This is a genomic window from Undibacterium sp. CCC3.4 (assembly GCF_034347425.1).
GTDB lineage: Bacteria > Pseudomonadota > Gammaproteobacteria > Burkholderiales > Burkholderiaceae_D > Undibacterium.
The window spans coordinates 2,730,560-2,757,213 of record NZ_CP133779.1; the positions used below are offsets into that span (position 1 = coordinate 2,730,560).

A 26,654-nucleotide genomic window follows, 5' to 3' on the forward strand; every position below is an offset into this window, starting at 1 on the left:
CGCGCCTTAGTTTTAGATTGTAACCCGACAATATGACACCCTCTATGCACCAGATAATCAAGAGTACGCTGCCGGTTTTCGCGATTTTCGCGGCTTCCTGCGTGTTTGCCCAGCAGACTGACAATGGCGCTGATGTCAACACCAACGCCAATGCCAGCACTAGCACTGCGCTTAAAGCGGCACCGCACATCACTAATCAAGGCGCTGCGCAAAATAACAATAACAATACCGCTGATTACAATGGCGATGCGGCTGCGCGGCGCGATCTGTCCGCGAAACGGCAGGAACCGAGCGAATTTCAGAATTTTATTAAATACGCCACCGGTAAAAATTTAGCGCTGTTTGGAAGTGAATTTTTTTCCAGTCCGCAGGCAGGCTTTGTGCCGGCCCAAAACACCCCGCTGCCTACCGACTATGTGCTCGGCAGTGGCGATGAAGTGCAGGTGCGCGCTTGGGGCAGTGTCGATATCGATTATCGTGCCACGGTTGATCGCAGCGGTAACATCAATTTGCCGACCATCGGCAATATTCAGCTTTCTGGTGTCAAGGCAGGCGATGCCGATGCGGTGATCCGCGCGGCTATCGCCAAGCAGTACCGCGATGTCACCAGCAGCGTTAATTTTGGCCGCGTGCGGGCGATGACCGTGTATGTGGTTGGGCAGGCCAAGAGACCAGGTTCGTATACGGTGTCGGGTTTCTCTACTCTGGTAACGGCCTTGCTGGCCAGTGGCGGGCCGAATGCCAATGGCTCCATGCGTAATGTGCAAGTCAAACGCGCCGGTAAAGTGGTCGGCAGTCTTGATTTATATGCCTTTATCGCCAAGGGCGACAAGAGCAATGATGTCAAGCTGCAGGATGGCGATACCATCTATATTCCACCGGCCAGCGGCCATATTGCCTTGGTTGGCAAGGTCAATACCCCGGCCGTGTACGAACTGCGCTCGGCCAATGAAAGCATTGCCAGCATTCTCGAACTCGCCGGTGGCTTGCCTGTCATCGCCGATCCGCGTCGGGTTTTTTTAGAGCGTATTGATAATGCCAAGGCGCAGCCGCGCACGATAGAAGATTTCGCGCTCGATCAAGCTGGTTTGAAGAAAATCCTGAAAGGCGGCGACATGCTCACCGTTGCTTCGATTACGCCGGAGTTTTCTAACGCAGTTAGTTTGCGCGGCAATGTTAATCAAGCCTTGCGAGTGCCGTTTAAGGCTGGCATGCGCATACGCGATTTGATACCGAACCGCGCAGCGTTGGTCACGCGCGCCTCGATACAGCGCCAGAATGATGTGCTGGGGCAGAATGATGTACAGGGGCAGAGCGATGATCCTGATGCCAAGGGAAAACAGGGCCTCGGCACTTTTCAGGATAATAAAAGGGATGTGCGTGAAAATGCGTTCTCGATTGCCAGCAGCATCGGCAATTTGATCGATGATGTCAATTGGGATTATGCTGTGATTGAACGCATCGATCGCGACACCCTCAATGTTAGCCTGATCCCCTTCAATTTGGGTCGGGCCATGGAAAATCCGGCCAACCCCGATAACCTTATGTTGCAAGCCGGTGATGCGGTGACGATTTTTTCTCAAAACGATATTCAGGTGCCAATTGCCAAGCGCAAGGTGTTTGCACGCATCGAGGGTGAAGTCAATGTGCCGGGTGTGTACCAAATGAGTCCCGGTGACAATTTGCAAACGCTGATCGCCAAAGCCGGTGGCCCTACCACGAACGCCTATTTATTCGGCACCGAGTTTTATCGTGAGCGTGCGCGTCAAGAGCAGCAGGCTAATTTGGAACGCGTTACGCGTCGTCTCGAAGCACAAGTGCGCAGTGAGGGGGCACGTTCGGCTGCGAATCAGGGCGTCTCGGCCACTCCTGCAGCGGCGGCCATCAAGCTGGCAGCCGAACAAAAGGCTGCCAGTGAAGCCGTGGCTAAGTTGCGTGAAATGAAAGCCACCGGCCGGATTGCTTTCAGTTTGGCTGCCAACGACGAAAATTTTGATAAGCTGCCGGTTTTGAAGTTGGAAAATGGCGATCAACTGATCATCCCTAGCCGGCCAGATTTTGTTCATGTATTCGGCGCGCTGAGCCAAGAATCGTCGATTATCTGGAGAAAAGGTTTGTCGGTGGATAACTACTTGGCCGAAGCTGGCCCAACTTCCGAAGCCGATATCGACAACACCTTTATCTTGCGGGCCAATGGTTCTGTCTTGTCAAACACTGGGCGCGGTTGGTTCTCGAGTGTAGGTTCTTCGCAAGTCATGCCGGGCGATACGATTGTTGTACCGGAACGCTTGAATAAACAAACGACTTACCAGCAATTCATTGTTGGTTTGAAAGATTGGGCAACGATACTCACTGGTTTCGGCCTCGGTGCAGCCGCAATTAAATCTTTGAAAAATTAAGCATGACGACACTTGATAAGTTGCACGCCGCTCCGGCAGATGAAGATGATGGCCTCGCCTTGATGGATATTTTGCTCACGCTGGCCAAGCATAAGAAAAAAATTATGCTGTACCCGATCGTATGTGGGGTGGCTGGTTTGCTGATCAGCCTCTGCATGCAAGCCGTTTTTAAGGCGAATACCAAGATTCTTCCACCGCAACAGAGCCAATCGACCGCCTCGGCTATGCTGAGCCAACTCGGTGGCTTGGCCGGTGGCGCAGGTGCCGCGTTGGGGATTAAAAACCCTAATGACTTGTATATCGCCATGCTGAAAAGCCGCGCCGTTACCGATAAGCTGATCAGCCGTTTCGATTTGAAAAAGCGTTATGACGTCAAGTTGGTAGAAACTACGCGCAAGATGTTGGACACCAATTCCACCATCGCCGCCGGTAAAGATGGTTTGATCGGGATTGAAGTCGAAGATAAAGACCCGAAAATTGCCATGGCCATCGCCAATGCCTATGTGGAAGAACTGACTTTACTGACGAGTCGCTTTGCGCTCACCGAAGCTTCGCAGCGCCGCTTGTTTTTTGAAAAACAATTGGAACTCGCTAAAGACAAGATGATCGTGGCCGAAACTACCCTGGCCAAAGGCATCGATAGCAAGGGCGTGCTCAGTGTTGATGGCCAAAGCAAGGCCGTGGTGGAAACTGCAGCGCGTTTGCGTGCGGCGGTGTCGGCTAAGGAAATTCAACTCAAGGCCATGCAAGCCTTTGTTACGCCGAATAATAATGAGTATAAGCGCGCTTACCAAGAGTTGTTGGGTATGCAGCAGGAGCTCGGTAAGTTGGAAAATGGTAATCCGCTGGCAGCAGCGCCGCGTGCAAGCGATGCGGCTGGCGGGCCAAGCAGCATACAGATACTGCGTGATGTGAAGTATTATCAAATGCTTTATGATTTACTGGCCAAGCAATATGAAGCGGCGCGTCTCGATGAAGCTAAGGATATTCCTTTGATTCAGGTGCTCGATAAAGCCATTGAACCGGAACGTAAATTTAAACCGCAACGCGCGCTTATCACGCTGGCGGCCGCCATGTTCGGTTTGATCGTGGCACTGATTGCGGCGTTTGTGGCCGAAGCTTCGGCCGCGCCGAAAACGCCTGAGCAGGAAGAAAAATGGCGTCAGTTGAAAAAGTATTTGAGCTTCCGTTGAGGCATTGAGGCGTGTTGACGAGGACAGTGCTGTTCTCGTCATGACGTCATTCCCGCACAGGCGGGAACCCAGTGGCACGACCGTGCCTTCACAGCTTAGGCGCGGCAACATCGCCGGGCTTGGTTAGCTGGTACGCTGAACGGCGCTTGCGCGCCACTGGGTTCCCGCCTACGCGGGAATGACGAGACGTGGGGTGTGAGTGAATCACGAGACGTGGGGTGTTACGTGAATGACGGGGTGTGAGAGTTCGGTGAATGACGAACCACGTGCATACGGCACTGACGAATGTGGCGCATACGGGAATGAGTTTCCGTTGAGATATTGACGCGTGTCGACGATGAAAATGCCGTTTTCGTCATGACGTCATTCCCGCGCAGGCGGGAACCCAGTGGTACGACCGTGCCTTCACAGCTTAGGCGCGGCAACATCGCCGGGCTTGGTTAGCTGGTACGCTGAACGGCGCTTGCGCGCCACTGGGTTCCCGCCTACGCGGGAATGACGAGACGTGGGGTGTGCGTGAATGACGGGTGTCGACGATGACATTGCCGTTCTCGTCATGACGTCATTCCCGCGCAGGCGGGAACCCAGTGGCACGACAGTGCCTTCACAGCTTAGGCGCGGCAACATCGCCGGGCTTGGTTAGCTGGTACGCTGAACGGCGCTTGCGCGCCACTGGGTTCCCGCCTACGCGGGAATGACGAGACGTGGGGTGTGCGTGAATGACGGGTGTCGACGATGACATTGCCGTTCTCGTCATGACCTCATTCCCGCGCAGGCGGGAAACCAGTGGCACGACAGTGCCTTCACAGCTTAGGCGTTGCAACATCGCCGGGCTTGTTGATCTGGGCCGCTGAACGGCGCTTACGCGCCGCTGGATTCCCGCCTACGCGGGAATGACGAGACGTGGGGTGTGCGTGAATGACGAGACGTGGGGTGTGCGTGAATGACGAGACGTGAGGTGTACGGGAATGACGAGACCTGAGCTGTACGGGAATGACATGATGAAGGGCTTCTCGCACGCAGCACAACAAACCGTGCTGTTTTTTTCTTTTTACTGATCACCTGCGCATGAGTGCTGTCACAAAAAATATTTTGTATCTGGTATTGGTTCAAGCAATTATTTATCTCGCGCCGCTGACCACCTTGCCTTACCTGACGCGCACGCTCGATATCGCTGCCTTTGCCGCGCTCGGTTTTGCGCAGGCGCTGATACAGTATTTTATTCTGGTAACCGATTACGGCTTCGGCATCACGGCCACTCGCCTGATCGCTATTAGCGATGGAAAAAAATCTTCAGTCTCGGCCATCGTTGCCAATACCATCGCCGTTAAACTCTTGCTGGCACTGTGCTCGGCCTTGCTGTGCCTGGCGCTGGTGGGGACATTTGCACCGATACGTGAAAATGCCGCGCTGTTGGCGATGTGCTTCATCGGCGTAATCGGCAATGCCTTGTTTCCCACTTGGTTGTTTCAAGGTTTAGAAAAAATGCGCGTGCTCGCGCTCATCACCAGTACTTCGCGGCTGTTGCCCTTACCCTTGGTGTTTGTTTTTGTGAACAGCCATGATGATGTGTTGTTGGCGGCTTTGCTGCAGAATATATCGGGCCTGCTGGCGGCGCTGTTTTCTTTCGCGTACCTGCTGCAAACCCGTATGCTGGTATCGGCGTCTATCAGTCGGCATAGCATCGTCAGTATGCTCAAAGAAGGTTGGCCAGTGTTTTTATCGAATATCTCGACCAGCTTTTACACCACCCTGAATTTAATTTTATTAAAATTTTTCGGTTTGCCCGAGCAAGTCGCATTTTTTGCGGCCACCGATAGAATCCGCGTGGCTGCACAAGGTTTCATTCAACCGGTGGCGGCCGCCTTGTTTCCGCGCGTTGCTGCGCTAAGCCAGCAGCCGGGCAGTGCGGCCGAATGCAGCATACTGCTGCGGCGCGGTGCTTGGTTCATGATGGGCATACAACTGTGCGGCGGTGCGGTGATGTTTTTTGGGGCCGATTACATTGCCTTGCATTATCTGGGTGAGGCCTTCGCGCCGGCCTCTTGGTATTTGAAGGCCTTGGCGTTTCTGCCCTCTATCATTGCGGTAGCGGCGATGTTATCGCAATGGCGCTTTTTGGCTTTGGGACAAAGCCGCAGCATGAGTAAGATTTATCTGTGCGCCGGGCCGCTGCATGCGCTGTATGGTGGCTGGCTGACTTATCATTATCAATCGGGTGGCTTGATCGCCAGTTTGTATTTCACTGAAATGATGATCACCTTGACCATGGTGTTGCTGTTGAAGCAGAAGAAAATTTCTTTGTGGTAAGTGACAAGTGCGTGAGTGATTTTGTTACTGTCTGAGCGGTAATGGCCGAAATTTAGTCATGATAAAGAGTTTCAGGTTGATCTCGGTGTTATGTCGTTTTAAAAATTGTTGACATATTTTTGTAACTACCTATAGTTACGATATGATGAAGCGCGAAAAACTCATCGCTAAAGAGGCTGTCGCAAAAGCCTGATGGACGTTTTTTACACCTGAAACACCGCATACCTCGTCATTCCCGCATGCTTTTGGCGGGAACCCCGCGTCGTTTTTTACACTGAAAATGCCACAATTTCTGGCATTTTCAGTTAACCACGAACGCCGCTGGGTTCCTGCCAAAAGCGCGCAGGAATGATGTGGCCACCAGTTAGGGTAATGATACCGACTCAATACCCTTTTGCGACAGCCTCTAAAGCCTTGAATAATCCAAGCGGATTGTCGTTTCAAGACTTTCAACAGCTATTGCGCGGCGCAAGCTGGACATTCGACCACCAGCGCGGCAGTCATCAAATCTGGTATTCACCGACCGGGCATCGCTTATCCATTCAGGAGGGCCGTGATGGCAAGGCCAAGGGCTATCAAGTCGAACAATTCATTACACAGTTTGAGAGGGAAGGCGAAAATGGCCACGACTGACCGATTTGATGGTTTTACCGTCACGATGTATCAGGATGACGAAGGTGATTATCTGGCGCATTTTGTCGAATTGCCGAGCGTATCTGCTTTCGCTCTCACGCCGGAGGCGGCACTGAATGAATTGGCCGAAGCATGGGCCGGTGTGCGCGAGAGCTACGAGAACCGCGACGAAATCGTTCCGGTCGCGCCAGCCCGCCGCGAGTATAGCGGCAACTTTAATGTGCGGATCGACAAACGCGTTCACCGCGCGCTCGCCATGGAAGCTGCGCAGGCCGGTGTGTCATTGAATTCGCTTGTTGCACAACGTCTCGCTAAGCCCGCATAAACCGTGCCGTAGAACGCGATTGTCTCCACGCTGACTTACGCATACTCATCATCGTGGACTTTGCTCAGCGCCTGAAGCCGGGCGCGGCGCGGAGCGTTTGATCAAAAACGGTCCGCGCCGAGCATGGTCAAGCTTGCGTGGCGACGACGTTACCGGTCTTGCTGGCACCTTGCAGGTTCGAACTCAGATTTTGCAAAAAGCTGCTCAAACTGGCCGTGCTGCCCGATTGGCCTTCGGCTGTCAGTAAATTTGAAAAACTGCTTTTGAGTGCGGCGATCGCGCTGCTGTCGGAGCTGTCGGTGCTGCTGCTGCCGGTACTCGTGCTGCTGGTACTGGTGGCGCTGCTGCTTGAGGCACTCAATTGTTGTATCAAGCTTTGCAAACCGCTTTCAAGCTTGCTGACATCACCACCACCGCCATGATGATGGTGGCCGCTGCTGGCGCTGACGGCACTGGTGCTGGTGCTACTGTCGCTGCTGGTGCTGCTGCTGCCGGTTTGGTTGCCCGATTGCGCCTGCAAGGCGGCAAACAGGCTTTGCGCAAAGGCGGCCAAGGCTTGTTGCGGATCGGTGGCGCTGGTGCTGTCAGTGCTACTGGTGTCGCTGACTGCCGTGCTGCTCGCTGTTGTGCCGGTGGTGCTAGCGCTGGTGCCTGAGCTGGCGCTGCTAGCGCTGCTGCTGGCCAACTGCGACAAGGCTTGCATCAGCGCCGCGGCAAACTGGCCACCGGCGCGTTTCACGCCGCCGCTGCCGCCATCACCATCGCCATCACCGCCGCCGAAGCTGGTGCTGCTCACGCCCGAAGTGGCAGAGGTGGCTTGGGTTTGAAAGATGGACAGGTTATTGTTGCTGAGTGAAGAAATGGACATGAGTTTTTTCCTTTCGTAGTGGTTTTCATAGCTGCGTCGCCTGGTCTGTACGAGGCAGGCTATAGGTATAACGTGCTTAACGGAAATTCAAAGCCAAGAATAGCGGGTGTTGAACCTGAGAAATGTATGTATCTGTAACGATGCGCGAAAAAGCGCGATACTTCGATACATTTCTACGAAGTTTGCTACAAAAGCGTAAATTTGCTGCATGGTGGTGCGGTTTTGGGCAGGAATTTTCAGGCTGTATCAGACAAGTGACGTCAACCGAGGGCCAGCGCTGACATAGGGGCAGATGCATCGCACGGGCAGCGGCGCGGACTTTGCATAAAAGCCGATTGCCAAATAAAATGTGCTCAACTATGCTTGTCTTCGGTGCTCAACACATCTCACAGCGGCACGATCCGCGCCCGACAGTCGTGGTTTTTACTTCCGCCAAGAGGCCATCATGCCTGTCCCCACCCCCAGCGCGCACACCAATGCGTCCGCACCATCTCACTCCTTATACCGGCTTTACGCTTTACAAACCCGTTTGGAAACGCTGCGCGGTGTGGCGCAGGCTGATTTGCAGGCGTTTGGTTTTGATCAATTGCTCGATGACTATGCGGCGATTTGCAGCGGCTTCGATGCGCTGCACGGTATCAACCGCGCCATACAAGAAAGCGGCGCGGCCTTGGCGGCGCTGCTGGCGTTGTTGGAGCAGCTTGAGCCGCAGCGGCTTGCGCCGGGTGGGATTTGTGCGCTCATTGCCTTGCTGTTTGAACGGCATACGCGCAGTGCTGCGGAGTTGTCCGGCTTGTTGTGAGTGGCGCTGAGTGGTGAAAAACTTTGGGATGAAAGCTGCGCTTCCTCATGGCGTGCTTGTTCTCGTGGTATGGCGCAATTAAGGGTGGGTCATCTGATATGGCACAACCCAGGCATCAAATTGTTCGGAACTGATCAGCCCCAAAGCAAGCCCTGCGGCACGCAGCGTGCTGCCGTCTTGCAGTGCTTTTTTTGCGATCTTGGCTGCCGCATCGTAGCCTATGTGCCGGTTCAATGCCGTGACTAGCATGAGATTTTTATCCAAATTTGCTTCGATAACTGGCAAGTTTGGCATGATGCCGACGGCACAGTGCTCATTGAAAGCAGCGCAACTATCGGAAATTAATTGAATGCTCTCCAATACATTGTGCAATATCACCGGTTTAAATACGTTCAATTGGAAATTGCCTTGACTGCCAGCGAAGGCGACTGTCGCATCATTCCCAAATACTTGTGCGCACACCATGGTTAATGCCTCGCATTGGGTAGGATTAATTTTGCCTGGCATGATAGACGAGCCCGGTTCGTTCTCCGGGATCAGGATTTCTCCAATGCCGCAACGCGGACCACTTGCCAGCCAACGGACGTCGTTCGCAATTTTCATCAAAGCACCGGCCAGTGTGCGCAAAGTGGAGGAAGTATTGACCATCGCATCGTGTGCGGATAAGGCGAAAAATTTATTCTGCGCGGAGCGGAATGGGTAGGACGTTAATTTGGCAATGTGGTCGGCACAGAGTTCTCCAAAGCGTGGATGCGCGTTGAGTCCGGTTCCTACCGCAGTGCCGCCAATGGCAAGCTGATACAGCCCATCTAGCGATGCGGTGATCAATTCGCTGGCATAGTCAATTTGTGCCACCCAGCTGGAAATTTCTTGGCCAAGTGTGATGGGGGTTGCATCTTGCAGATGGGTACGGCCAGTTTTTACGATTTTGTCAAATTTAACAGCTTTGTCAGCGAAGGTATGACGCAAATTCAGCAAGCTAGGCAGGAGTGTCGTCAATAGCTCTTGCACCACGGTGATGTGCATCGCGGTGGGAAAGGTATCATTTGAAGATTGTCCTCGGTTCACATGGTCGTTCGGATGAATGGGGGTCTTGGAGCCCATCGCGCCACCGAGCATTTCTATTGCGCGGTTGGATATGACTTCGTTGGCGTTCATATTCGATTGCGTACCTGAGCCGGTCTGAAACACCACCAGTGGGAAATGCTGATCAAGCTTTCCGTCAATCACTTCTTGTGCGGCATCGATGATAGCCAGGGCTATTGCCGCATCTAATTCGCCCAGTTCTAAATTGGCTAGCGCGGCAGATTTTTTCAATATTCCCAGTGCTTTGATCACTGCAGGCGGCCACTGGAAACGATCGGTTCCGATGGGAAAATTGTGGATAGAGCGTTGAGTTTGAGCGCCCCAGTATTTATCTGAGGCTACTTCAATCGTGCCCATGGAATCAGATTCGAGACGCGTTGCAGTCATTGTTTTGCTTGCTAATAGCTAAGTTAGTGCTTACCAGTGTACTCCTAAGCGGCGGATGACTGAGATAAAGTATGACAACTTAATGGGTGCTCAGCCATTCTTCGAGGGCTCTGTTGATGCGGGTTTGCCAGCCTGCGCCGCCGGCGCGGAAGGCCGCCAGTACCGTACGATCAATGCGCAGCGTGATTTGCTCTTTGGTGCCGCTGCCGAACGGGCGGCCACGGGGGCGTGTTAACTTCAGTTCGGCCAATTGTTGGTCCGTCCATGGCAGATTGTCTGGGTCTGATAAGGCGGCAGCCGTAGCGAGGGCATCTTCGTCAGCCGTAAGCAAGCTGGGAAGGCGGCCTGATTTAGATTTGATTTGCATAATAGTGAATCTCTCTGTTCGATATCGATTATCCACATCGATTAAGGCCTCGCTCCACTCGAGTTGCGCGGCAGCGCCCAAAGGAATGCCATGTTTTGCTTTGTTGCTGGCATCTTTTAGGGGATCAAAGCTGATTTTCATAGTTAATTGTAGCTACGAATATTGATCAATTCAAGAATTTTCACGACAATCTGGCTTTGTTCTGAAGCATGCGCACCATTGGCCTGGTGAGAAACGAACAAGCCGCATTGCTGCGGCTTGTTGTCAGGTTGGTCAGGTGTCGCGTTTATTCGGCGGCAAACAATTTATCGTAAGCGGCCAGCAAGCTTTGGTGCATGGCGCTGCCTTGCATGTCGCTGCCGAGTTCGACCAGGCCGAAGAAGCGTTCGCTGCCGTCGAGCAGGGCTTCGGCTTGGCGGAAGGTGGTTTCGCCGTACAGCAGAATGAGCGCGCGCAGGTAGTCTTCTTTGTCTTCCAGCTTGAGGATGCTTTCTATGCAGCGGTAGACGACGCGGCGGTCTTTGGAAAGGTCGTTGAAATGGTGTATCCAGTCGCAGCCTTCGAGGATGGCGCTGTGGTCGCCGACTGCCAAGGCCAGCAGGGTTTTGAGTTCACCGATGCGCAGTTGTTTCCATGGCGTGCCGACTGGTATGGCCAGACCGAGAATTTCCCACAACGGCCGTTCGTCGTTGAGGTTCATGGTTTGCAGGTCGGCCAGCAGCTCGCTGCATTCGTCTTTGCTTAAGTCATGCAAACGCACCAAGGCCGGGCGGATTTGATTGCCGACGCTGTTGTTTTCCCATTCCAGATCTTCCACCGGATAAATTTCCGACATGCCTGGTACTAAGATGCGGCAGCTGTAGGCGCCTTGTTCTTCGAAGTCGGCTACGTAGATGTCGCGTTCTTCGGCGTGGATGGCATCGACCAGCCAGGCATAGTCTTCGGCGGTGCTGTTGCTGAAGTTCCAATCGACGAAGTCAAAGTCCGGGGTGTCGCCTAAAAAATCCCAGCTGATGACGCCGCTGGAGTCGACGAAGTGGATTTCGAGATTGGCAACGGCATTGATTTCATCCATGTCGAAGCCGGCTTCAGGAAAGCCTTCGAGGGTGTCGAGGGCGCGGCCTTGCAGCAGTTCGGTGAGGGCGCGTTCAAGTGCGATTTCAAAACGCGGATGGGCACCGAAGCTGGCGAAGATGCCTTGGTCTTTCGGGTGCAGCAGGGTGACGTTCATGACCGGATATTGGCCGCCTAGCGAAGCGTCGCGCACGACGATGCCAAAACCGGCTTGGCGCAGACCGGCGATACCGGCAGCGATGCGGGGAAAGCGCGCGATGACTTGGTCCGGTACTTCAGGCAGGCACATGCCTTCGCTGATGATGCGGTATTTGATGTGGCGTTCAAAAATTTCTGACAGCGCTTGGCTGCGCGCTTCCATCATGGTGTTACCGGCGGCCATGCCATTGCTGACATACAGGTTGCCGATGATGTTGACCGGGATGTAGGCCAGTGCACCGTCGGACAAACGCAGGTAGGGCAGGGTGCAGATGCCGCGCTCGACATTGCCGGAATTCAGGTCAACCAGTACGGCGGCATCGATTTCACCATCGGGGTTGTAGAACTCGTGCAGTTCCGGGTTGAGCATCTCGGCCGGCCAGCTGCCGTCTTCGTTCGGGGCAAACCAGCGTTCTTGCGGGTAGTGGACGAAAGTGCCGGCGGCGCGCGTGGCACCGAGGTAGAAGTGGGTCCAGAAATAGTGGGTGCCGAGGCGTTCGAAAAATTCGCCGAGGGCGCTGGCACGCGCCGCTAATTCTGTACCGCCTTTGCCATTGGCGAATAACATCGGGCATTCTTGGTCTTTCACGTGGACTGACCAGATGCCTTCGATTTCATTGAGCCATGAAGATTCATTCAAAACGAAGCCGCGTTGGGCGAGCTTGCTTTGCATGGTGCGGATGGTGGATTCGAGAGAGGCATCTTTGCCTATGATAAAGCTTTCGGTTTGCATCGTGGCCCCAAAAAAAGTAAAAAGATGGGCGCAATTTACACCAAAGTGGGGGCATTGGCGTTTTTTTTGAACAGATACAGTGTGAAAAATACGGATATGTTTTTTGTATGTCCTTGTTTTCGTGCTGATTGTGGCTGTCGTAAAAGGGTTTTTCGTTGGTATGAGTTGGCCACTTCGTCATTGCCGCTTAGGAGTAAATAGTCGCCTACTTCGTCATTGCCGCGTAGGCGGCAATCCAGTGGCGCGTGAGCGCCTTTATCTGCGTGCGTGGCAAGCCGGGGCGAGCGGTGCTGTATTGTGCAGCGAAAAAAGAGCGCACTTGATTTAACTGCCTACTTCGAAGGCACTGGCGTGCCACTGGATTCCCGCCTGCGCGGGAACGACGATATGACAAGGCCGATGTTATCGACGGCGTGGCATGGGTTCCCGCCTGCGCGGGAACGACGAAGCGTGGGGTGCTTGTTATGCGTCGTTTTCGTGCCGGCGGCAATCGTCGCCCACTTCGTCATTGCCGTGTGCGCGCCTTTATATGCGTGCGTGGCAAGCTGGGGAAATAATTTTGTCAAGGATATGTCATAAAGTTCGCTGAGTATGCGGTTAGTATAGGCAAATTTTGTGTTGGCGTGGTTGGCTGCTGACGTCGGTGTTTTCTTTTATTTTTTTCAGGTCTTTCGTATGTCAAAACCAAATTACTTACAATTATTCGGCTGCAGTATGTTTTTTTGGGCCGCACTGGCCGGCGCAGAAACCGGTGTGACGGCGAAAACCATTACGCTCGGGCAGTCGGCCGCTTTGTCTGGTCCGGCGCAGGAATTGGGGCAGGGTATGCGCGATGGTGCGCAAGCGTATTTTGATATGGTGAATGCCCAGGGTGGGGTGGCGGGACGACAGATTACGCTGAAAACGCTCGATGATGGTTACGAAGCCGAGCGTGCAGCCAGCAATACCCGAGCCCTGAGCGGTAAGGATGGTGTGTTTGCCTTGTTCGGCTATGTCGGCACGGCGACCTCGAATGCGGCTTTGCCGTTGGTACGTAAGGAAGGGATACCCTTTTTTGCCCCCTATACCGGGGCGCAGTCTTTGCGCGAACCGCTCGATCATTATATTTTTCATGTGCGCGCTTCGTATGCGCAAGAGATGGATCGCATCGTTGAGCATGCGACCACGCTGGCGATGAGCAAGATTGCGGTGTTATATCAAAACGACGCCTATGGCCAGGCCGGTTTGGAAAGTATTCAGCGCGCGCTGGCCAAGCGCAATATTGCTGTGCTTGGGGTGGCGACCGTCGAGCGTAACAGCAGTGAAGTCAAGGCGGCAGTGGCGGCGCTACGGCGCTTGCAGCCGCAGGCGGTGGTGATGGTGTCGGCGTATACCTCGAGTGCAGCCTTTATCAAGGAAATGCATAAGGGTGGGGGGACGATGCCAGTGTTTTGGAATATTTCCTTTGTCGGCAGCGAAGCCTTGGTGCACGAGTTGGGTGCGGATGCACGCGGCATTATGATTTCACAAGTCATGCCGGCACCGTGGGATGATATCAATCCGGTTATCAAGGAATATCATCAATGGTATGTCGGTAAGCATGGGCATACTGCCAGCTATGTCAGTGTCGAGGGCTTCATCGCTGCCAAAGTGTTGGTCGAGGGCTTGCGGCGAACTGGTGCCAATCTCACGCGTGAGGGTTTGATTCGTGCGCTTGAGGGGATGGGCACTTACCATACCGGCGGTTTTGATGTGAAGTTCAGCAGCCAGAGTCATAACGGGTCGGATTTTATCGATCTGACGGTGGTGGGGCGTGATGGGCGTTTCATGCATTGAGGTGTGCTTGTGGCGGTGCGCTTCTCGCGTCATTTTCAGAGCATGTCGCTCAAGCGACTGGAGCGCAGATTTACTGAGGGAAGCTTCACTATCGATTTGACCGCGTTGACCAAAGTATTTTTTTCAGTCTCAGTCAGGGTGTTGAGATCGCCGTCGTTGAAGTAAACCAGAGCTTTGAGGCTCTCACTGGCTTGGAAATTCGGACCAAACAGCAGGCGAGCAGAAGCCAGTCCTCGTGACAGACTCACCCCTGCATTCACCATTGCAGCAATGTCGCGATAATCTTTGGCTTCTGCGCGTTGAAGAATGACTTTGACTTTGGTCGCCATCAGGTCGTCCAGTGAGGCGACTTGGAGTACGCCATCTTGTGTCAGTTCCGGTTCACCCACTCTTCCGAAATCGAGTGCACCAAAAAAGGATACCTTGACGGATTCTTCTTGGCTGCCTGAGACCAGCATAACCCAAGTATTATCTCGGTCTTGGAGGCTGGTAGATTTTGCAGCTAATGGAAACGCTTTAATGATGTCTGCCTTGTCAAGTGACCTGTCTGAAAAAAAATCGAAATCGATTGATTGACGATGGCCCAATCTCAGTGCAATTGCGGTACCGCCATACAGTATGAAACCTGCATCAGGTATATGACGAAGGTGAGGCCAAAGTGCTTGCTGCGCCATAGGCAATATAGCCAAATTGGCGGGTAAATTTTTGGTCATACAAATTTTCTCACAGGGAGGGCTGGTACCTGACCCTGTTCACAAATGCCCAGTCGATAGTGCCAATAAGCCCAAGAGCGCTCGTTGAACTGGCCGGCCTGTGCGTGTAACAACACGTCGCGCAAGACCGTTTGGTCGATTTGCGCGGTGAGTAATTCGACATCGGCGTAGTCGCCGATATTCATTACCTGAGCAATCAGTCGTTCCGGCATCGATGCCGCTTCACTGGCGGACTTCCACCAGATATATTTGCTGGCCAAAGCTTGAAGGGTTTGTTTGTTTAAAGCAGACATATGAAGTCGTATCCACGGCTATGGTGTCTCGAATTGTTCAATCTTAGGTCTTCACAAGGAAAATGACAAGCTGATCAGGGTGCATTGGTCTGCCTGAATGCGCATGGGAAGCTGCGCGCGCAGGCGTCGCGCTGCCGGTGAGACTTGCATTCTTCACAGCAGATACTCTGCTGCTGTGCAAGGCTATCGTTGGCTAGCCCGCTTTTTGCGCTAGACTGGCGGGATTGAATGGAGATTGACATGACATTGAGCATTGAAGATATTAAAACGGCCTTAGCCACCGTGATCGACCCGAATACCGCACAGGATCTGGTCAGCAGCAAATCGGCTAAAAATATTCGCCTCGATGGCAGCGATGTCAGCCTCGACGTCGAGCTCGGTTATCCGGCGCGCAGTCAGTTTGATTTGATACGTAAGAGTGTCATCGCCGCCTTGCGTGCCGTGCCTGGCGTTGGCAATGTGAGTGTGAATGTGAGCTCGAAGATCGTCGCGCATGCGGTGCAGCGCGGGATCAAGTTGATGCCGAATGTGAAAAACATCATTGCCGTGGCTTCTGGCAAGGGTGGGGTCGGTAAGTCGACCACGGCGGCGAATCTGGCGCTGGCGCTGGCGTCTGAAGGTGCGGCTGTGGGTATTCTCGACGCCGATATTTACGGGCCGTCGCAGCCGATGATGATGGGTATTTCGGGGCGGCCGGAAACGGTCGATGGTAAAACCATGGAGCCGCTGGAAAACCACGGCTTGCAGGTGTCGTCGATTGGTTTCATGATCGACCCTGATGAGCCTATGGTGTGGCGCGGCCCTATCGTTACGCAAGCCTTGCAACAATTGCTGGAGCAAACCAATTGGCGCGATCTTGATTATTTGATCGTCGATATGCCACCTGGTACAGGCGATGTGCAATTAACCTTGTCGCAAAAAGTACCGGTGACCGGTGCGGTGATCGTTACCACGCCGCAGGACATCGCCTTGCTCGATGCGCGCAAGGGTTTGAAGATGTTTGAAAAAGTCGGCATTCCTATTCTCGGCATCATTGAAAACATGAGTACGCACATTTGCTCTCACTGCGGTCATGCCGAAGCGATTTTCGGTGAGGGGGGCGGGCAGAAGATGTGTGCCGATTATGGTGTCGATTTCCTTGGCGCTCTGCCGTTGACGATGGCGATCCGTGAACAAGCCGATTCCGGTCGACCTACCGTAGTCGCCGATCCGGACGGACCGATCGCTGTGATGTATAAAGAAATCGCCCGCAAGCTGGCGGTGAAGGTGGCGGAAAAAGCCAAAGACATGACGAGTAAATTCCCTAGTATCACGATTTCGCGTACCTGATGAATGCCGCGCTCAGTTCCGGCAGTGATCGTGATTGGTTGACGCTGGCGTTGGCGCTGGCGCAGCGGGTTGGGATGGATACTGCACCGAACCCCAAGGTGGGTTGTGTGTTGGTACGCGATGGGCAGGTGCTGGGCCAGGGTTTCACGCAGCCGCTTGGGCAGGCGCATGCCGAGGTGCAGGCGCTGCGCGCTGCGGTTGCGGCCGGGCATACGCTGGTCGGGGCGACCGCGTATGTGACGCTGGAGCCGTGCAGTCATTACGGCCGCACGCCGCCGTGTGCGAATGCCTTGATCGAGGCGGGCATCGTGCGTGTGGTGGCAGCGCTACAAGATGCTAATCCGCAGGTGGCGGGGCAAGGGCGAGCGATGTTGCTGGACGCCGGCGTGGCGTTTGATTGGGCCGATCAGCTCGGCTTGGCCGATCTGGCGCTGGCTGCGCGTGAGCTCAATATCGGTTTCTTTTGTCGCATGGAGAGTGGTTTGCCATGGGTGCGCATGAAGGTGGCGGCCAGTGTTGATGGTAAAACCGCGTTACCGAATGGACAAAGCCAGTGGATTACCGGGCCACAGGCACGCCGCGATGGACATTTGTGGCGTGCCCGTGCCGATGTGATTTTGACCGGCAGCGGTACGGTGCTGGCCGATGATCCGCAATTGACGGTGCGTGATGCCGGCGCGGTGTGCCAACCATTAAGGGTGGTGCTCGATTCGGCTTTGCGGGTGCCGCCGACGGCACGCATTTTTGATGAGGGAGCGGTGTTGTTGGTGTGTGCTGCCATTGATGTCGAGCGCAGTGCGGCTTTGCAGGCGCGTGGTGCCGAGATTCTGTGTTTGCCGGCGGCCGACGGGCGCGTCGATTTGTTGGCGCTGATTGCCGAGCTTGGCCGTCGCCAGATCAATGAAGTGCATGTCGAAGCCGGGGCGGTATTGAATGGGGCCTTGATTGCGGCCGATTGCGTGGATGAATTATTGCTGTATTTGGCACCGAAATTATTAGGGGCTGGAGCGGGTTTGTTTCATTTACCCTTGATTGAACATGTCGATGCGGCGCAGCAGTTGGTGTTTCAAGATACTTTGCTGCTTGGTGCCGATGTGCGTTTGCGGGCGCGCTTCAAACCTGGTGTTTGAACGCAGAATGACGGGGTGGGCGTATACGGTAATGACGGGTGGGCGTGAAGCAACTTAATGGATCGTCGCAAGCGACGATGGAAAAGACTCTGGAAGGGGTTTGCATCCCCTCCCATCGGGTCGCTCCTTCGTCGCTCACCGGCCTGAAGAGGCTGTCGCAAAAGGGTTTTTCAGTCTGCATCATTACCCCAACCGCCCGTAACGTCGTTCCTGCGCGCTTTTGGCAGGAATCCAGCGGCGTTCGTGGTTAACTGAAAATGCCAGAAGTTGTGGCATTTTCAGTGTAAAAAACGACACTAGGTTCCCGCCAAAAGCACGCGGGAATGACGAGGTATACGGTGTTTCAGGTGTAAAAAAAGCGTCCATCAGGCTTTTGCGACAGCCTCTGAAGGCCGGGGTTTCAAACCCTAGTCAGATTTTTGATGAAAAAAGGATCGTTGAAATTTTCAACGATCCTTTTTATTTTGGTCGGAGTACAAGGATTCGAACCTTGGACCCCCTGGTCCCAAACCAGGTGCGCTACCGGACTGCGCCACACTCCGAAAAACTGTTTTACGACGATGCTGCGTATTTCTTGATTACTTCAATTCTGGTCGGAGTACAAGGATTCGAACCTTGGACCCCCTGGTCCCAAACCAGGTGCGCTACCGGACTGCGCCACACTCCGAAGTCCAACATCTTAGCCTTGCTGGCCGTGCTTGTCAATAGCTTGTGCGCTCGTCTGCTGCCGCGAGGCTGCGTTGGCTATGAAATTGGCGCGCTTGGCCGCTATGTGGGTCGATAAAGGCGATAGAACTGGCTAAAAGTTGCAGTGGGGTATTAAAATCATCTCCTTTACAGGGCAGGGCGACCGGGTAGAAGCTGTCGTTGACGATGGGCGCGCCGAGGCTGGCCATGTGCACGCGTAATTGGTGTTTTTTTCCGGTCAACGGTTGTAAGTTGTAGAGGTTGAGTGCGCCGCGCTGTTCGGCGATGTCGATGCGGGTTTCTGAGTTGGCCAGGCCGGGACTTTCTTGCATGGTGAAAAAGTGGCTGCCTTCGCTCATGTGGCTGCGATGTACCAAGGGAAACAGCGTGGCCGGCAGGGCTGGTGCCAGCGCCAGATAGGTTTTGCTGATTTGGCGGCGTGCGAACAGTTCTTGGTAGGCGCCGCGGCTGGCGGGATTGAGCGAGAACAGGATGACGCCGGCGGTTTCGCGGTCGAGGCGATGGATCGGGCTTAAGTGCGGCAGGCCGGTTTGTTTTTTCAGGCGCACCAACAGGGTTTCGTGTAAAAAACGACCACCCGGGGTGACTGGCAGAAAGTGCGGTTTGTCGACCACCAGCAGGTGCTGGTCTTGGTGCAGTATCTGCGCTTGGAAGGGAATCGGGGTTTCTTGTTCGGTTTCGCGATAGTAGAAAATACACATTCCACGCCTGGCAGGACTGTCTGCGTGTAAAGGAGTACCATGCTGGTCGCACACTTCATTTTTGAGCAGACGGGCCTGCCAGGTGGCGAGGCTGACATCCGTAAAACGTTGGCATAAAAAGTCGAGTAAGCGACCGGCGGCGCCTTCCGGCAGCCACAAGTAGCTGGCGGCGATACCATCGCGCAGAGGGAGCGGGCTGTCCATAAGGTGCTTGGGTGCTTGGGTGCGAGTGAAATGGTGGAATCAAAATTGGACAGATATTAACATGATGGAAAAACATAGCGTTCTCCCATTCACGCTGGCGGTGCTGATGCAGCGCGTAGCCTTGAATAATCGCTGGCAAGCTTACCGTTGGAAGCCGCTGGAAATTTTAGCCGATGCGCAGCCCGGTGGTGCGCGTGTACTGATTGCCGGTGAGGCCGAGCAGCGTTGGTTGTTTCCTGGCTTTGCCGTGCATTTACATGCCGATGAAACGCCCGGTTACTTTTTGAATCTGAGTTCGGCCACGCCGTGTTGGTTTGTGATGTGGCGCTTGGAAGAGATGGATGGGCAAGAAGTGGCGGTGCCGAAATCGCTGACGCTGTCTTACGATGAGGCGGCGCGTCAGGTCGATGGCGGTGAACAGGTTGATACTTTGCCGCTGGCCGATGAGGTGGCGGCATGGTTGGCCGAGTATACCCAGCAGCATTTTCAGTACGAGGGTAAAAAGAAGCGCAAACGTCCGTCTTTCGAGGGCGGTGAGGCGGTGCAGAAAATGGCCCAGGCCGAGACTGCTGTGGTGTTACCAATCACGCAGGGCCAGCGCTAAGATGGCCGCCGACGAATTTTTCCGCCGCTGGGCCAAGCCGGCATCGCCGCCGATTGAGCCTGTTACCGCTGCGGTCGTGCTGCCAACAGAGGCAGTCGCGAGTGCGCCGCCCGGTCATGTCGAGCTGGAACAATTACAACATGAATCGGATTTTTCGCGTTTCATGGCAGCCGATGTGGAGCCTGATGTGCGCCGCTTGGCGATGAAAAAGTTATTTACCAATCCACATTTCAATATGATGGATGGGCTCGATATTTATATTGGCGATTACAGCCAGCCCGATCCGCTGCCGGCCGGTATGCTGGAGTCTTTGCTGCATGCGCAGACTTTGCTTAATCCGCTCGCGCATTTGCAGGCCGGGGTGATGCGCATGGTGGCGTCACCCGTTGCTGATGTCGGCGCTGTCGCCGATGCGAGCGAGGGGATGGCGATACCGGCACCCTTGCTTGATGCGCCAGAACCTGCAGCGTCGCCACTCGATATCGTCGACAGTAAGCTTGCTGTCAACGAAGCAGCGTATGCTGCTGAGACCAGTGTACCATCCGAACCCTCTTCCCAGCCAACCGCGAGGCCTGCCCTGAATGAATCCGCAGATAAAAATTTGCAGTTGTAATAATACCTTGCCGCTCAATGCCGCCGCTGCCGCCAAGTTGGCAGCAGCGACTGGTGCCAGCCGTATCGACGTCAGTGAGCGCTTATGTCGGCGCGATGTCGGTAGTTTTCTTACTGTCTTGCAGGGCGTCGATGAGGTGATTGTCGCATGCACCCAGGAGCGTTCGCTGTTCAGCGAGTTGGCCGGCGCGAGTGTGGCACCGCTGAAGTTTGTCAATTTGCGGGAAGCGGCCGGCTGGTCGTCTGAGTCTGCCGCCAGTTTGCCGAAGATGGCGGCCTTGCTGGCTGCGGCCGCCTTGCCGGCACCAGAGCCGGTGGCGACGGTGAATTATCAATCGGCTGGAAATTGTCTGATCATCGGCAGTGCCGACGTCGCCTTGCCATGGGCGCGGCGCTTGGCGGCGCAGCTTGATGTGAATGTTTTGCTCACCAGTGGCGGTGCCGCTGGCGAGCGTTTGAGTGAGCGCGTCTTTCCCGTGTGGTCGGGCCGTGCGGTAACGCTTACCGGTTATCTTGGTCAGTTTGAGGTGCGTTGGGAACAAGAGAATCCTATCGATTTGGAAGCCTGCACGCGTTGCAATGCCTGTATCGATGTCTGCCCTGAAAATGCGATCGATTTCCGTTATCAAATCGATGCCGATAAATGTGGCGCGCATCGTGATTGTGTCAAGGCTTGCGGCTTGGTTGGGGCGATCGATTTTTCACGAGTTGCGATTGCGCGCGATCTGCGTTGTGATTTGGTATTCGATTTGTCGCGCACGCCGCTGCTGCGCATGAGCGATACGCCGCAGGGTTATTTTGCGCCCGGTACCGATGTGCTGGCGCAGTTTGATGCGGCATTGAAGATGACGCAAATGGTCGGTGAATTTGAAAAGCCGAAATTTTTCAGTTATAAAGAAAAGCTGTGTGCGCACAGCCGCAGCGCCAAGAGCGGCTGCAATGCTTGTATCGAGGTGTGTTCGACCGCGGCGATTTCCAGCAAAGGCGATAAAATTTCGGTGAATCCGAATTTATGTGCCGGTTGTGGTGCCTGCAGTACCGTCTGCCCGACCGGTGCGCTCAGTTATGCTTACATGCGCGCGCCCGATACCGGCTTGCATCTGAAAACGATGTTGGCGGCGTATCACAAGGCCGGCGGTGTCGCACCGGCATTGTTATTCCATAGCCAAGCAGCGGGTGCCGATCTGTTGCGTGTCACCGGACAGAATACGCATGTCGGCGGCCGCGGTTTGCCGGCGCGGGTGATTCCGTTTGCCTTACACCATACGGCAGCGCTTGGCCTCGATGTTTGGTTGACGGCGGTCTGTTACGGTGCCACCAGCATCGCGCTGTTGTTGACCGATGAGGAAGCGCCGGAATACCGCGCCGCGCTGACGCAGCAGATGCAACTGGCGCAAAGTCTGTTGGAGGGCTTCGGCTATGCCGGAGTGCATTTGCATCTGCTGACGCCAAGCTCGGCCGTGGCGCTGGAGGCGGCTTTGCATGCGCTGCCGACGGCGCAGGTGCCGGCCGTGCCGGCGCTGTTTAATGTTGCGCAGGATAAGCGTGTCAGCCTCGATTTTGTCTTCGATCATTTGCAAAAGCATGCGCCGCAGACCTTGCCGAGCGCGATCGCTCTGCCGGCCGGTGCGCCGTTCGGCAGCGTGGAAATACAGCAGCAAGCCTGTACCTTGTGTATGGCATGTGTCGGTGCTTGTCCGAGTACCGCGCTGATGGATAATTCGGGCACGCCGCAGTTACGTTTCATTGAACGCAATTGTGTGCAATGCGGTTTGTGTGTGGAAACTTGCCCGGAGCAGGCTTTGTCTTTGAGTCCGCGTTTGTTGTTGGGGCCGGAGGCCAAGCAGATGCGCGTGCTGAACGAAGCGGCACCGTATCATTGCATACGCTGCAGCAAACCATTCGCAACGGCGATGGTGATCGAAAATATGTTGAAAAAACTAGGTACACACAGCGCCTTCGCAGGACATCTGGAACGGCTGCGCATGTGTTCCGATTGTCGCGTCGTCGATATGATGCGTAGCTCAGAAATGAATCCATGATGATGAATGAACAGCGGCTCAGTTTTGTCAGTCCCGAGGCTGGAGTGGAAGCGGCTCGCGCCGATATGTACGGTTTGTTGGCCAACTTGTTTTATGCGCCGCCTGATGCCGAACTACTGGCGCGGATCGTCGCGGTGCAAGCCGATCCGGCCGGTGGTGTGCTCGACAGCGCCTGGTTGCAGTTGGCCGCAGCGGCGGCGCAGAGTGATGCGGTCGCGCTGGCTGCTGAATATGAACAATTGTTCATTGGCACTGGAAAACCGGAAATTTTGTTGTATGGTTCATATTATCTGAGTGGATTTTTGATGGAAAAGCCGCTGGCCGCTTTGCGTACCGATTTGCACGCACTCGGGCTGGAACGTGATGCACAGATGCCGGAAACGGAAGATCACCTGGCTTATCTGTGTGAGGTGATGCGCTATTTGATTACGTCCGAGGATGCGACGCATTCGGCTTTGGCGATGCAGCGAGGTTTTTACGCTACGCATTTGCAGTTGTGGACTGCGCGTTTGTGCAGTGCAATCAGTGAGCATCCGCGCGCGCAGTTTTATGCGGCTGTCGCGGCCTTGGCGGCGGCATTTTTTGATGTCGAAACTTTATCGTTCGATATGGAGTGAGTGGGTGTTAATCATTTTCATACCGTTGATGAAAATAATTCATTCTGACATTGTAAAATTGTATGAATTCGAGAACTTTGCTGTACCAAGTGCACGCCTTAGCGGAGTAGACTGAGAACAGTATTGATATGGATCAAATCAGCAAAATGTAGTTAAAAAAAATAACAGCTTATTTCAAGCAGTACGAGACACTTGCGCAAGATACCTGGCCCCGCTGGCGGGGCAGCTTCTTGCGAAATCAAACACAATCGCCTGTGTTTGATTTCTGCGGCCGCCAAGCGACCGCCTTTCTTTGCTTCTCGTTTGACCGGCGACATCGGAGTTGCATATGAATCAAAAAATACCACGCCGTAGTTTGTTGGGCGGCTTAGGTTTAGCCGCGGCCGGCTTATTGGCGCTCAAAACGCTGCCGACGCAACATGTAGAAGTCACAGCGGCGACGCCGGCCGAGCCGGCCGGAACGGGCTATCGCCTGACTGAGCACATCAAAAAATACTATCGCAGCACCACCCTCTGAACTGTCCGGAGACACGCATGTTATTAACTCGTAAGGGCGATGCCACCACGCGCTCGCAGTCACGTTTTTCCTCCGGCTTGGCCGATACCTTGTCGCGCGCTTTGCCCACCATGGACCGACGCGGTTTTCTGAAACGTTCGGGGATCGGTGTCGGTGCCGGCATCGCTCTTTCAGAGCTGGGTTTGATCAAGAAGGCCAAGGCCGCCATCGGCGTGCCGACTGAACACAGCAATGTTGTGGTGCGCCGTACTGTGTGCACGCATTGCTCGGTCGGTTGTGCCGTTGATGCGGTGGTGGAGAATGGCATCTGGGTGCGGCAAAATCCGGTGTTCGATTCGCCCATCAATCTTGGTGCCCATTGTGCTAAAGGTGCGGCTTTGCGCGAGCATGGTCATGGCGAGCACCGTCTTAAATATCCGATGAAGCTGGTTGGCGGCAAATATGTGCGCATCAGTTGGGAGTTGGCGCTCAGTGAAATCGCGACCAAATTATTGGAGATTAAAAAGACTTCCGGGCCGGATTCGACTTTCTTCGTCGGCTCGTCTAAACACAATAATGAACAGGCGATGTTGTTGCGGAAGTTTGTTTCATTTTACGGCACGAATAATACCGATCATCAGGCACGGATTTGTCACTCCACTACGGTGGCTGGGGTAGCGAATACCTGGGGCTATGGTGCCATGACCAACAGCTTCAATGATATGCAGAATTCCAAGGCGGCGCTGTATATCGGTTCGAATGCGGCCGAAGCGCATCCGGTTTCGATGCTGCATTTGCTGCATGCGAAAGAGGGCGGTTGCAAGGTCATCGTGGTCGATCCACGTTACACCCGCACGGCGGCCAAATCGAATCAATATATCCGTATCCGTTCCGGTTCTGATATTCCGTTCTTGTACGGGATGATGCATCATATTTTCAATAATGGTTGGGAAGATAAGAAGTACATCGAAGCGCGCGTGTATGGCATGGATAAGATACGCGAAGAGGCGATGAAGTGGACCCCGGAAAAGGTCGAAGAAGCCTGCGGCGTGCCGGAAGATCAAGTGTTTCTGGCCGCGCGTACTATGGCGGAAAACCGGCCTTCGACGGTGGTCTGGTGTATGGGCCAGACCCAGCACACGATCGGCAATGCCATTGTGCGCGCCTCGTGTTTGCTGCAACTGGTGTTGGGGAATATCGGTGTTTCCGGCGGCGGCACAAATATTTTCCGTGGTCATGACAATGTTCAGGGTGCTACTGACGTCGGGCCGAATCCTGATTCGCTGCCTGGGTATTTCGGTTTGGCCGCCGGCGCTTGGAAACATTGGTGCAAGGTTTGGGGCGTCGATTACGAATGGGTGAAGAAGCAATTTGCTTCGACCGAATTGATGGAAAAATCGGGTGCCACGGTGTCGCGCTGGATCGATGCGGTGTTGGAAGATCCGGAGCACCTCGATCAACCGAATAATGTCAAGGCCATGGTGTTCTGGGGGCATGCGCCGAATTCCCAGACGCGTGGTTTGGAAATGAAGAAGGCTTTCGATAAGCTCGATATGTTGGTGGTGATCGATCCGTATCCATCGGCGACGGCGGCGATGGCGGCGATGACCGTTGAGGCGCAACAGCTTAATCCGCAGCGTCAGGTGTATCTGTTACCAGCGGCGACCCAGTTTGAAACCTCGGGTTCGGTGACGGCATCGAACCGCTCTATACAGTGGCGTGAGCAAGTCATCGAGCCTTTGTTTGAATCGCGTACCGATCACATGATTATGTATCAGTTAGCGGAGAAACTGGGTTTTGCCAAAGAACTGGTGGCTAAGCTGAAACTGGTCAAAGGCAAGGGCGGCATGCTCGAACCGGAACCGGAATCGATGCTGGAAGAAATCAACCGCGGCTGCTGGACTATCGGTTACACCGGTCAGTCACCGCTGCGTTTGAAGGCACATATGCGCAATATGCATCTGTTCGACGTGAAAACGCTCAAGTGTAAAGGCGGTAAAGATCCGGTCAGTGGCTACGATATGACCGGTGATTATTTCGGTTTGCCGTGGCCATGCTGGGGCACGCCTGAGCTCAAGCATCCGGGTTCGCCGAATTTGTATGACACCTCTAAGCATGTGATGGATGGCGGCGGGAATTTCCGCGCTAACTTCGGTGTCGAACGCGAAGGCGTGAGTTTGTTGGCTGAAGATGGCTCGCATTCGCTCGGTTCTGACATCACTACCGGCTATCCGGAGTTTGATCATGTGCTGCTCAAGAAATTGGGTTGGTGGGATGATTTGACGGAAGCGGAAAAATTGGCGGCCGAAGGGAAAAATTGGAAGACCGATTTGTCGGGTGGGATACAACGGGTGGCCTTGAAAGTGCATGGCTGCTCACCGTTCGGGAATGCCAAGGCGCGCGCGATTGTATGGAATTTCCCTGATCCTGTGCCTTTGCACCGCGAACCTTTGTTCGGCACGCGGCCGGATTTGGTGGCCAAGTATCCGACCCATGATGATAAAAAAGCGTTCTGGCGCATGCCGACCTTGTACAAATCGGTACAGCAAAAGAATGTGGAAAATAAATTGTATGAGAAATTTCCTATCATTCTGACTTCCGGCCGTTTGGTTGAGTACGAAGGCGGCGGCGAGGAGACACGTTCGAATCCGTGGCTGGCCGAATTACAGCAAGAAAATTTCGTCGAACTCAATCCGCAGGCGGCTTCCGAGCGCGGTATTCGTGACGGTGAATTCGTCATCGTTTCCACCCCTACCGGTGCGCGCATTAAAGTGCGGGCCTTGGTGACGCCGCGGGTGGCGGCTGATACGGCCTTTATTCCATTTCATTTTTCCGGTTGGTGGCAGGGCAAGGACATGCAGGAGTTTTACCCTGCCGGTGCTATGCCTATCGTGCGTGGTGAGGCGGTCAATACCGCCACCACGTATGGCTATGACGCGGTGACGATGATGCAGGAAACCAAGACCACCATTTGTAACATCGAGCGCTTCGTCGCTTGAGCCGGAGGAAAAAAAC

Annotated in this window: 22 protein-coding genes and 2 tRNA genes; 15 read left to right on the forward strand and 9 right to left on the reverse strand. The window is 54.4% G+C overall.

All coding sequences use genetic code 11. The features are described 5' to 3' along the window. Positions 1–44 precede the first annotated feature (44 nt). From RHM61_RS12190 to RHM61_RS12210, 5 genes are all read left to right on the forward strand, one after another. Positions 45–2,399 carry a polysaccharide biosynthesis/export family protein gene (locus RHM61_RS12190; protein ID WP_322247580.1) on the forward strand — a complete coding sequence of 785 codons (2,355 nt, stop codon included), beginning with the start codon at positions 45–47 and terminating at the stop codon, positions 2,397–2,399. Between the two features lie 2 nt (positions 2,400–2,401). Further along, entirely contained in the window at positions 2,402–3,592 is a 1,191-nt protein-coding gene (locus RHM61_RS12195; RefSeq protein WP_322247581.1) for a Wzz/FepE/Etk N-terminal domain-containing protein, read from the forward strand. Positions 3,593–4,660: 1,068 nt separating this feature from the next. Then, on the forward strand, positions 4,661–5,902 hold the full coding sequence (locus RHM61_RS12200; protein WP_322247582.1) for an oligosaccharide flippase family protein: 1,242 nt from the start codon (positions 4,661–4,663) through the stop codon (positions 5,900–5,902). A gap of 372 nt (positions 5,903–6,274) precedes the next feature. After that, positions 6,275–6,535, forward strand: a complete 261-nt coding sequence (locus RHM61_RS12205) for a type II toxin-antitoxin system HicA family toxin (protein WP_322247583.1) — start codon at positions 6,275–6,277, stop codon at positions 6,533–6,535. After that, on the forward strand, positions 6,522–6,860 hold the full coding sequence (locus tag RHM61_RS12210) for a toxin-antitoxin system HicB family antitoxin (protein WP_322247584.1): 339 nt from the start codon (positions 6,522–6,524) through the stop codon (positions 6,858–6,860). Before RHM61_RS12205 ends, RHM61_RS12210 begins: the two co-directional genes overlap by 14 nt. A 127-nt stretch (positions 6,861–6,987) precedes the next feature. On the opposite strand, the gene RHM61_RS12215 is transcribed toward RHM61_RS12210, so the two are convergent. Continuing rightward, the gene (locus tag RHM61_RS12215) at positions 6,988–7,728 is read right to left on the reverse strand and encodes a hypothetical protein (protein ID WP_322247585.1); all 741 of its coding nucleotides are present in this window, start codon (positions 7,726–7,728) and stop codon (positions 6,988–6,990) included. 445 nt (positions 7,729–8,173) lie between these two features. Between RHM61_RS12215 and RHM61_RS12220 the strand changes: the two genes are divergently transcribed. Next, positions 8,174–8,530, forward strand: a complete 357-nt coding sequence (locus RHM61_RS12220) for a hypothetical protein (protein WP_322247586.1) — start codon at positions 8,174–8,176, stop codon at positions 8,528–8,530. Between the two features lie 78 nt (positions 8,531–8,608). Here the strand turns inward: RHM61_RS12220 and fumC are convergent, their stop codons facing one another. The 3 genes from fumC to ycaO form a co-directional block, all read right to left on the reverse strand. Continuing rightward, the gene (gene fumC / locus RHM61_RS12225; RefSeq protein ID WP_322247587.1) at positions 8,609–10,003 is read right to left on the reverse strand and encodes a class II fumarate hydratase; all 1,395 of its coding nucleotides are present in this window, start codon (positions 10,001–10,003) and stop codon (positions 8,609–8,611) included. Positions 10,004–10,082: 79 nt separating this feature from the next. Continuing rightward, positions 10,083–10,370, reverse strand: coding sequence for a BrnA antitoxin family protein (locus tag RHM61_RS12230; RefSeq protein WP_322247588.1), 288 nt, complete (start codon positions 10,368–10,370; stop codon positions 10,083–10,085). A gap of 286 nt (positions 10,371–10,656) precedes the next feature. Beyond that, on the reverse strand, positions 10,657–12,375 hold the full coding sequence (gene ycaO / locus RHM61_RS12235) for a 30S ribosomal protein S12 methylthiotransferase accessory factor YcaO (protein ID WP_322247589.1): 1,719 nt from the start codon (positions 12,373–12,375) through the stop codon (positions 10,657–10,659). A gap of 675 nt (positions 12,376–13,050) precedes the next feature. Between ycaO and RHM61_RS12240 the strand changes: the two genes are divergently transcribed. Continuing rightward, positions 13,051–14,190, forward strand: coding sequence for an ABC transporter substrate-binding protein (locus RHM61_RS12240; protein ID WP_322247590.1), 1,140 nt, complete (start codon positions 13,051–13,053; stop codon positions 14,188–14,190). 35 nt (positions 14,191–14,225) lie between these two features. Here the strand turns inward: RHM61_RS12240 and RHM61_RS12245 are convergent, their stop codons facing one another. After that, positions 14,226–14,903 (reverse strand): nucleotidyl transferase AbiEii/AbiGii toxin family protein, encoded by a 678-nt coding sequence (locus RHM61_RS12245; RefSeq protein WP_322247591.1) that lies wholly within the window; start codon positions 14,901–14,903, stop codon positions 14,226–14,228. After that, positions 14,900–15,196 (reverse strand): hypothetical protein, encoded by a 297-nt coding sequence (locus tag RHM61_RS12250; protein ID WP_322247592.1) that lies wholly within the window; start codon positions 15,194–15,196, stop codon positions 14,900–14,902. Before RHM61_RS12250 ends, RHM61_RS12245 begins: the two co-directional genes overlap by 4 nt. Before the next feature lie 240 nt (positions 15,197–15,436). Here RHM61_RS12250 and apbC point away from each other — a divergent pair, with 240 nt between their 5' ends. Beyond that, positions 15,437–16,525, forward strand: a complete 1,089-nt coding sequence (apbC, locus tag RHM61_RS12255) for an iron-sulfur cluster carrier protein ApbC (protein WP_322247593.1) — start codon at positions 15,437–15,439, stop codon at positions 16,523–16,525. After that, positions 16,525–17,655, forward strand: coding sequence for a bifunctional diaminohydroxyphosphoribosylaminopyrimidine deaminase/5-amino-6-(5-phosphoribosylamino)uracil reductase RibD (gene ribD, locus RHM61_RS12260; RefSeq protein ID WP_322247594.1), 1,131 nt, complete (start codon positions 16,525–16,527; stop codon positions 17,653–17,655). Before apbC ends, ribD begins: the two co-directional genes overlap by 1 nt. Positions 17,656–18,120: 465 nt before the next feature. Here ribD and RHM61_RS12265 read toward each other — a convergent pair. From RHM61_RS12265 to RHM61_RS12275, 3 genes are all read right to left on the reverse strand, one after another. Beyond that, positions 18,121–18,197, reverse strand: a tRNA-Pro gene (locus tag RHM61_RS12265). A gap of 48 nt (positions 18,198–18,245) precedes the next feature. Then, positions 18,246–18,322 (reverse strand) — tRNA-Pro (locus RHM61_RS12270). Between the two features lie 34 nt (positions 18,323–18,356). Further along, positions 18,357–19,268, reverse strand: a complete 912-nt coding sequence (locus RHM61_RS12275) for a pseudouridine synthase (RefSeq protein ID WP_322247595.1) — start codon at positions 19,266–19,268, stop codon at positions 18,357–18,359. A gap of 64 nt (positions 19,269–19,332) precedes the next feature. On the opposite strand from RHM61_RS12275, the gene RHM61_RS12280 reads away from it, so the two are divergent. The 6 genes from RHM61_RS12280 (at position 19,333) to RHM61_RS12305 (ending at position 26,638) form a co-directional block, all read left to right on the forward strand. Continuing rightward, positions 19,333–19,872 (forward strand): DUF3305 domain-containing protein, encoded by a 540-nt coding sequence (locus RHM61_RS12280; protein WP_322247596.1) that lies wholly within the window; start codon positions 19,333–19,335, stop codon positions 19,870–19,872. A gap of 1 nt (position 19,873) precedes the next feature. Next, complete coding sequence (locus RHM61_RS12285; protein ID WP_322247597.1) at positions 19,874–20,485, forward strand: DUF3306 domain-containing protein; 612 nt, start codon at positions 19,874–19,876, stop codon at positions 20,483–20,485. Further along, positions 20,454–22,526 carry a 4Fe-4S binding protein gene (locus RHM61_RS12290; protein WP_322247598.1) on the forward strand — a complete coding sequence of 691 codons (2,073 nt, stop codon included), beginning with the start codon at positions 20,454–20,456 and terminating at the stop codon, positions 22,524–22,526. The genes RHM61_RS12285 and RHM61_RS12290 overlap by 32 nt, the downstream gene beginning before the upstream one ends. Continuing rightward, positions 22,523–23,143 (forward strand): TorD/DmsD family molecular chaperone, encoded by a 621-nt coding sequence (locus tag RHM61_RS12295; RefSeq protein WP_322247599.1) that lies wholly within the window; start codon positions 22,523–22,525, stop codon positions 23,141–23,143. The genes RHM61_RS12290 and RHM61_RS12295 overlap by 4 nt, the downstream gene beginning before the upstream one ends. Before the next feature lie 328 nt (positions 23,144–23,471). Further along, entirely contained in the window at positions 23,472–23,660 is a 189-nt protein-coding gene (locus RHM61_RS12300; RefSeq protein WP_322247600.1) for a hypothetical protein, read from the forward strand. A gap of 17 nt (positions 23,661–23,677) precedes the next feature. After that, positions 23,678–26,638, forward strand: a complete 2,961-nt coding sequence (locus tag RHM61_RS12305; RefSeq protein ID WP_322247601.1) for a formate dehydrogenase subunit alpha — start codon at positions 23,678–23,680, stop codon at positions 26,636–26,638. Positions 26,639–26,654: the final 16 nt, after the last annotated feature.

What these genes read in the sequence shown, in the direction of transcription:
- RHM61_RS12285 (WP_322247597.1), top strand. Translation starts at nt 19,874, where the DNA reads ATGGCCGCCGACGAATTTTTCCGCCGCTGGGCCAAGCCGGCATCGCCG.
- RHM61_RS12280 (WP_322247596.1), top strand. Translation starts at nt 19,333, where the DNA reads ATGGAAAAACATAGCGTTCTCCCATTCACGCTGGCGGTGCTGATGCAG.
- RHM61_RS12300 (WP_322247600.1), top strand. Translation starts at nt 23,472, where the DNA reads ATGAATCAAAAAATACCACGCCGTAGTTTGTTGGGCGGCTTAGGTTTA.
- RHM61_RS12190 (WP_322247580.1), top strand. Translation starts at nt 45, where the DNA reads ATGCACCAGATAATCAAGAGTACGCTGCCGGTTTTCGCGATTTTCGCG.
- RHM61_RS12210 (WP_322247584.1), top strand. Translation starts at nt 6,522, where the DNA reads ATGGCCACGACTGACCGATTTGATGGTTTTACCGTCACGATGTATCAG.
- fumC (WP_322247587.1), bottom strand. Translation starts at nt 10,003, where the DNA reads ATGACTGCAACGCGTCTCGAATCTGATTCCATGGGCACGATTGAAGTA.
- ycaO (WP_322247589.1), bottom strand. Translation starts at nt 12,375, where the DNA reads ATGCAAACCGAAAGCTTTATCATAGGCAAAGATGCCTCTCTCGAATCC.
- RHM61_RS12195 (WP_322247581.1), top strand. Translation starts at nt 2,402, where the DNA reads ATGACGACACTTGATAAGTTGCACGCCGCTCCGGCAGATGAAGATGAT.
- RHM61_RS12215 (WP_322247585.1), bottom strand. Translation starts at nt 7,728, where the DNA reads ATGTCCATTTCTTCACTCAGCAACAATAACCTGTCCATCTTTCAAACC.
- apbC (WP_322247593.1), top strand. Translation starts at nt 15,437, where the DNA reads ATGACATTGAGCATTGAAGATATTAAAACGGCCTTAGCCACCGTGATC.
- RHM61_RS12230 (WP_322247588.1), bottom strand. Translation starts at nt 10,370, where the DNA reads ATGCAAATCAAATCTAAATCAGGCCGCCTTCCCAGCTTGCTTACGGCT.
- ribD (WP_322247594.1), top strand. Translation starts at nt 16,525, where the DNA reads ATGAATGCCGCGCTCAGTTCCGGCAGTGATCGTGATTGGTTGACGCTG.
- RHM61_RS12245 (WP_322247591.1), bottom strand. Translation starts at nt 14,903, where the DNA reads ATGACCAAAAATTTACCCGCCAATTTGGCTATATTGCCTATGGCGCAG.
- RHM61_RS12220 (WP_322247586.1), top strand. Translation starts at nt 8,174, where the DNA reads ATGCCTGTCCCCACCCCCAGCGCGCACACCAATGCGTCCGCACCATCT.
- RHM61_RS12275 (WP_322247595.1), bottom strand. Translation starts at nt 19,268, where the DNA reads ATGGACAGCCCGCTCCCTCTGCGCGATGGTATCGCCGCCAGCTACTTG.
- RHM61_RS12305 (WP_322247601.1), top strand. Translation starts at nt 23,678, where the DNA reads ATGTTATTAACTCGTAAGGGCGATGCCACCACGCGCTCGCAGTCACGT.
- RHM61_RS12290 (WP_322247598.1), top strand. Translation starts at nt 20,454, where the DNA reads ATGAATCCGCAGATAAAAATTTGCAGTTGTAATAATACCTTGCCGCTC.
- RHM61_RS12205 (WP_322247583.1), top strand. Translation starts at nt 6,275, where the DNA reads ATGATACCGACTCAATACCCTTTTGCGACAGCCTCTAAAGCCTTGAAT.
- RHM61_RS12200 (WP_322247582.1), top strand. Translation starts at nt 4,661, where the DNA reads ATGAGTGCTGTCACAAAAAATATTTTGTATCTGGTATTGGTTCAAGCA.
- RHM61_RS12240 (WP_322247590.1), top strand. Translation starts at nt 13,051, where the DNA reads ATGTCAAAACCAAATTACTTACAATTATTCGGCTGCAGTATGTTTTTT.
- RHM61_RS12250 (WP_322247592.1), bottom strand. Translation starts at nt 15,196, where the DNA reads ATGTCTGCTTTAAACAAACAAACCCTTCAAGCTTTGGCCAGCAAATAT.
- RHM61_RS12295 (WP_322247599.1), top strand. Translation starts at nt 22,523, where the DNA reads ATGATGATGAATGAACAGCGGCTCAGTTTTGTCAGTCCCGAGGCTGGA.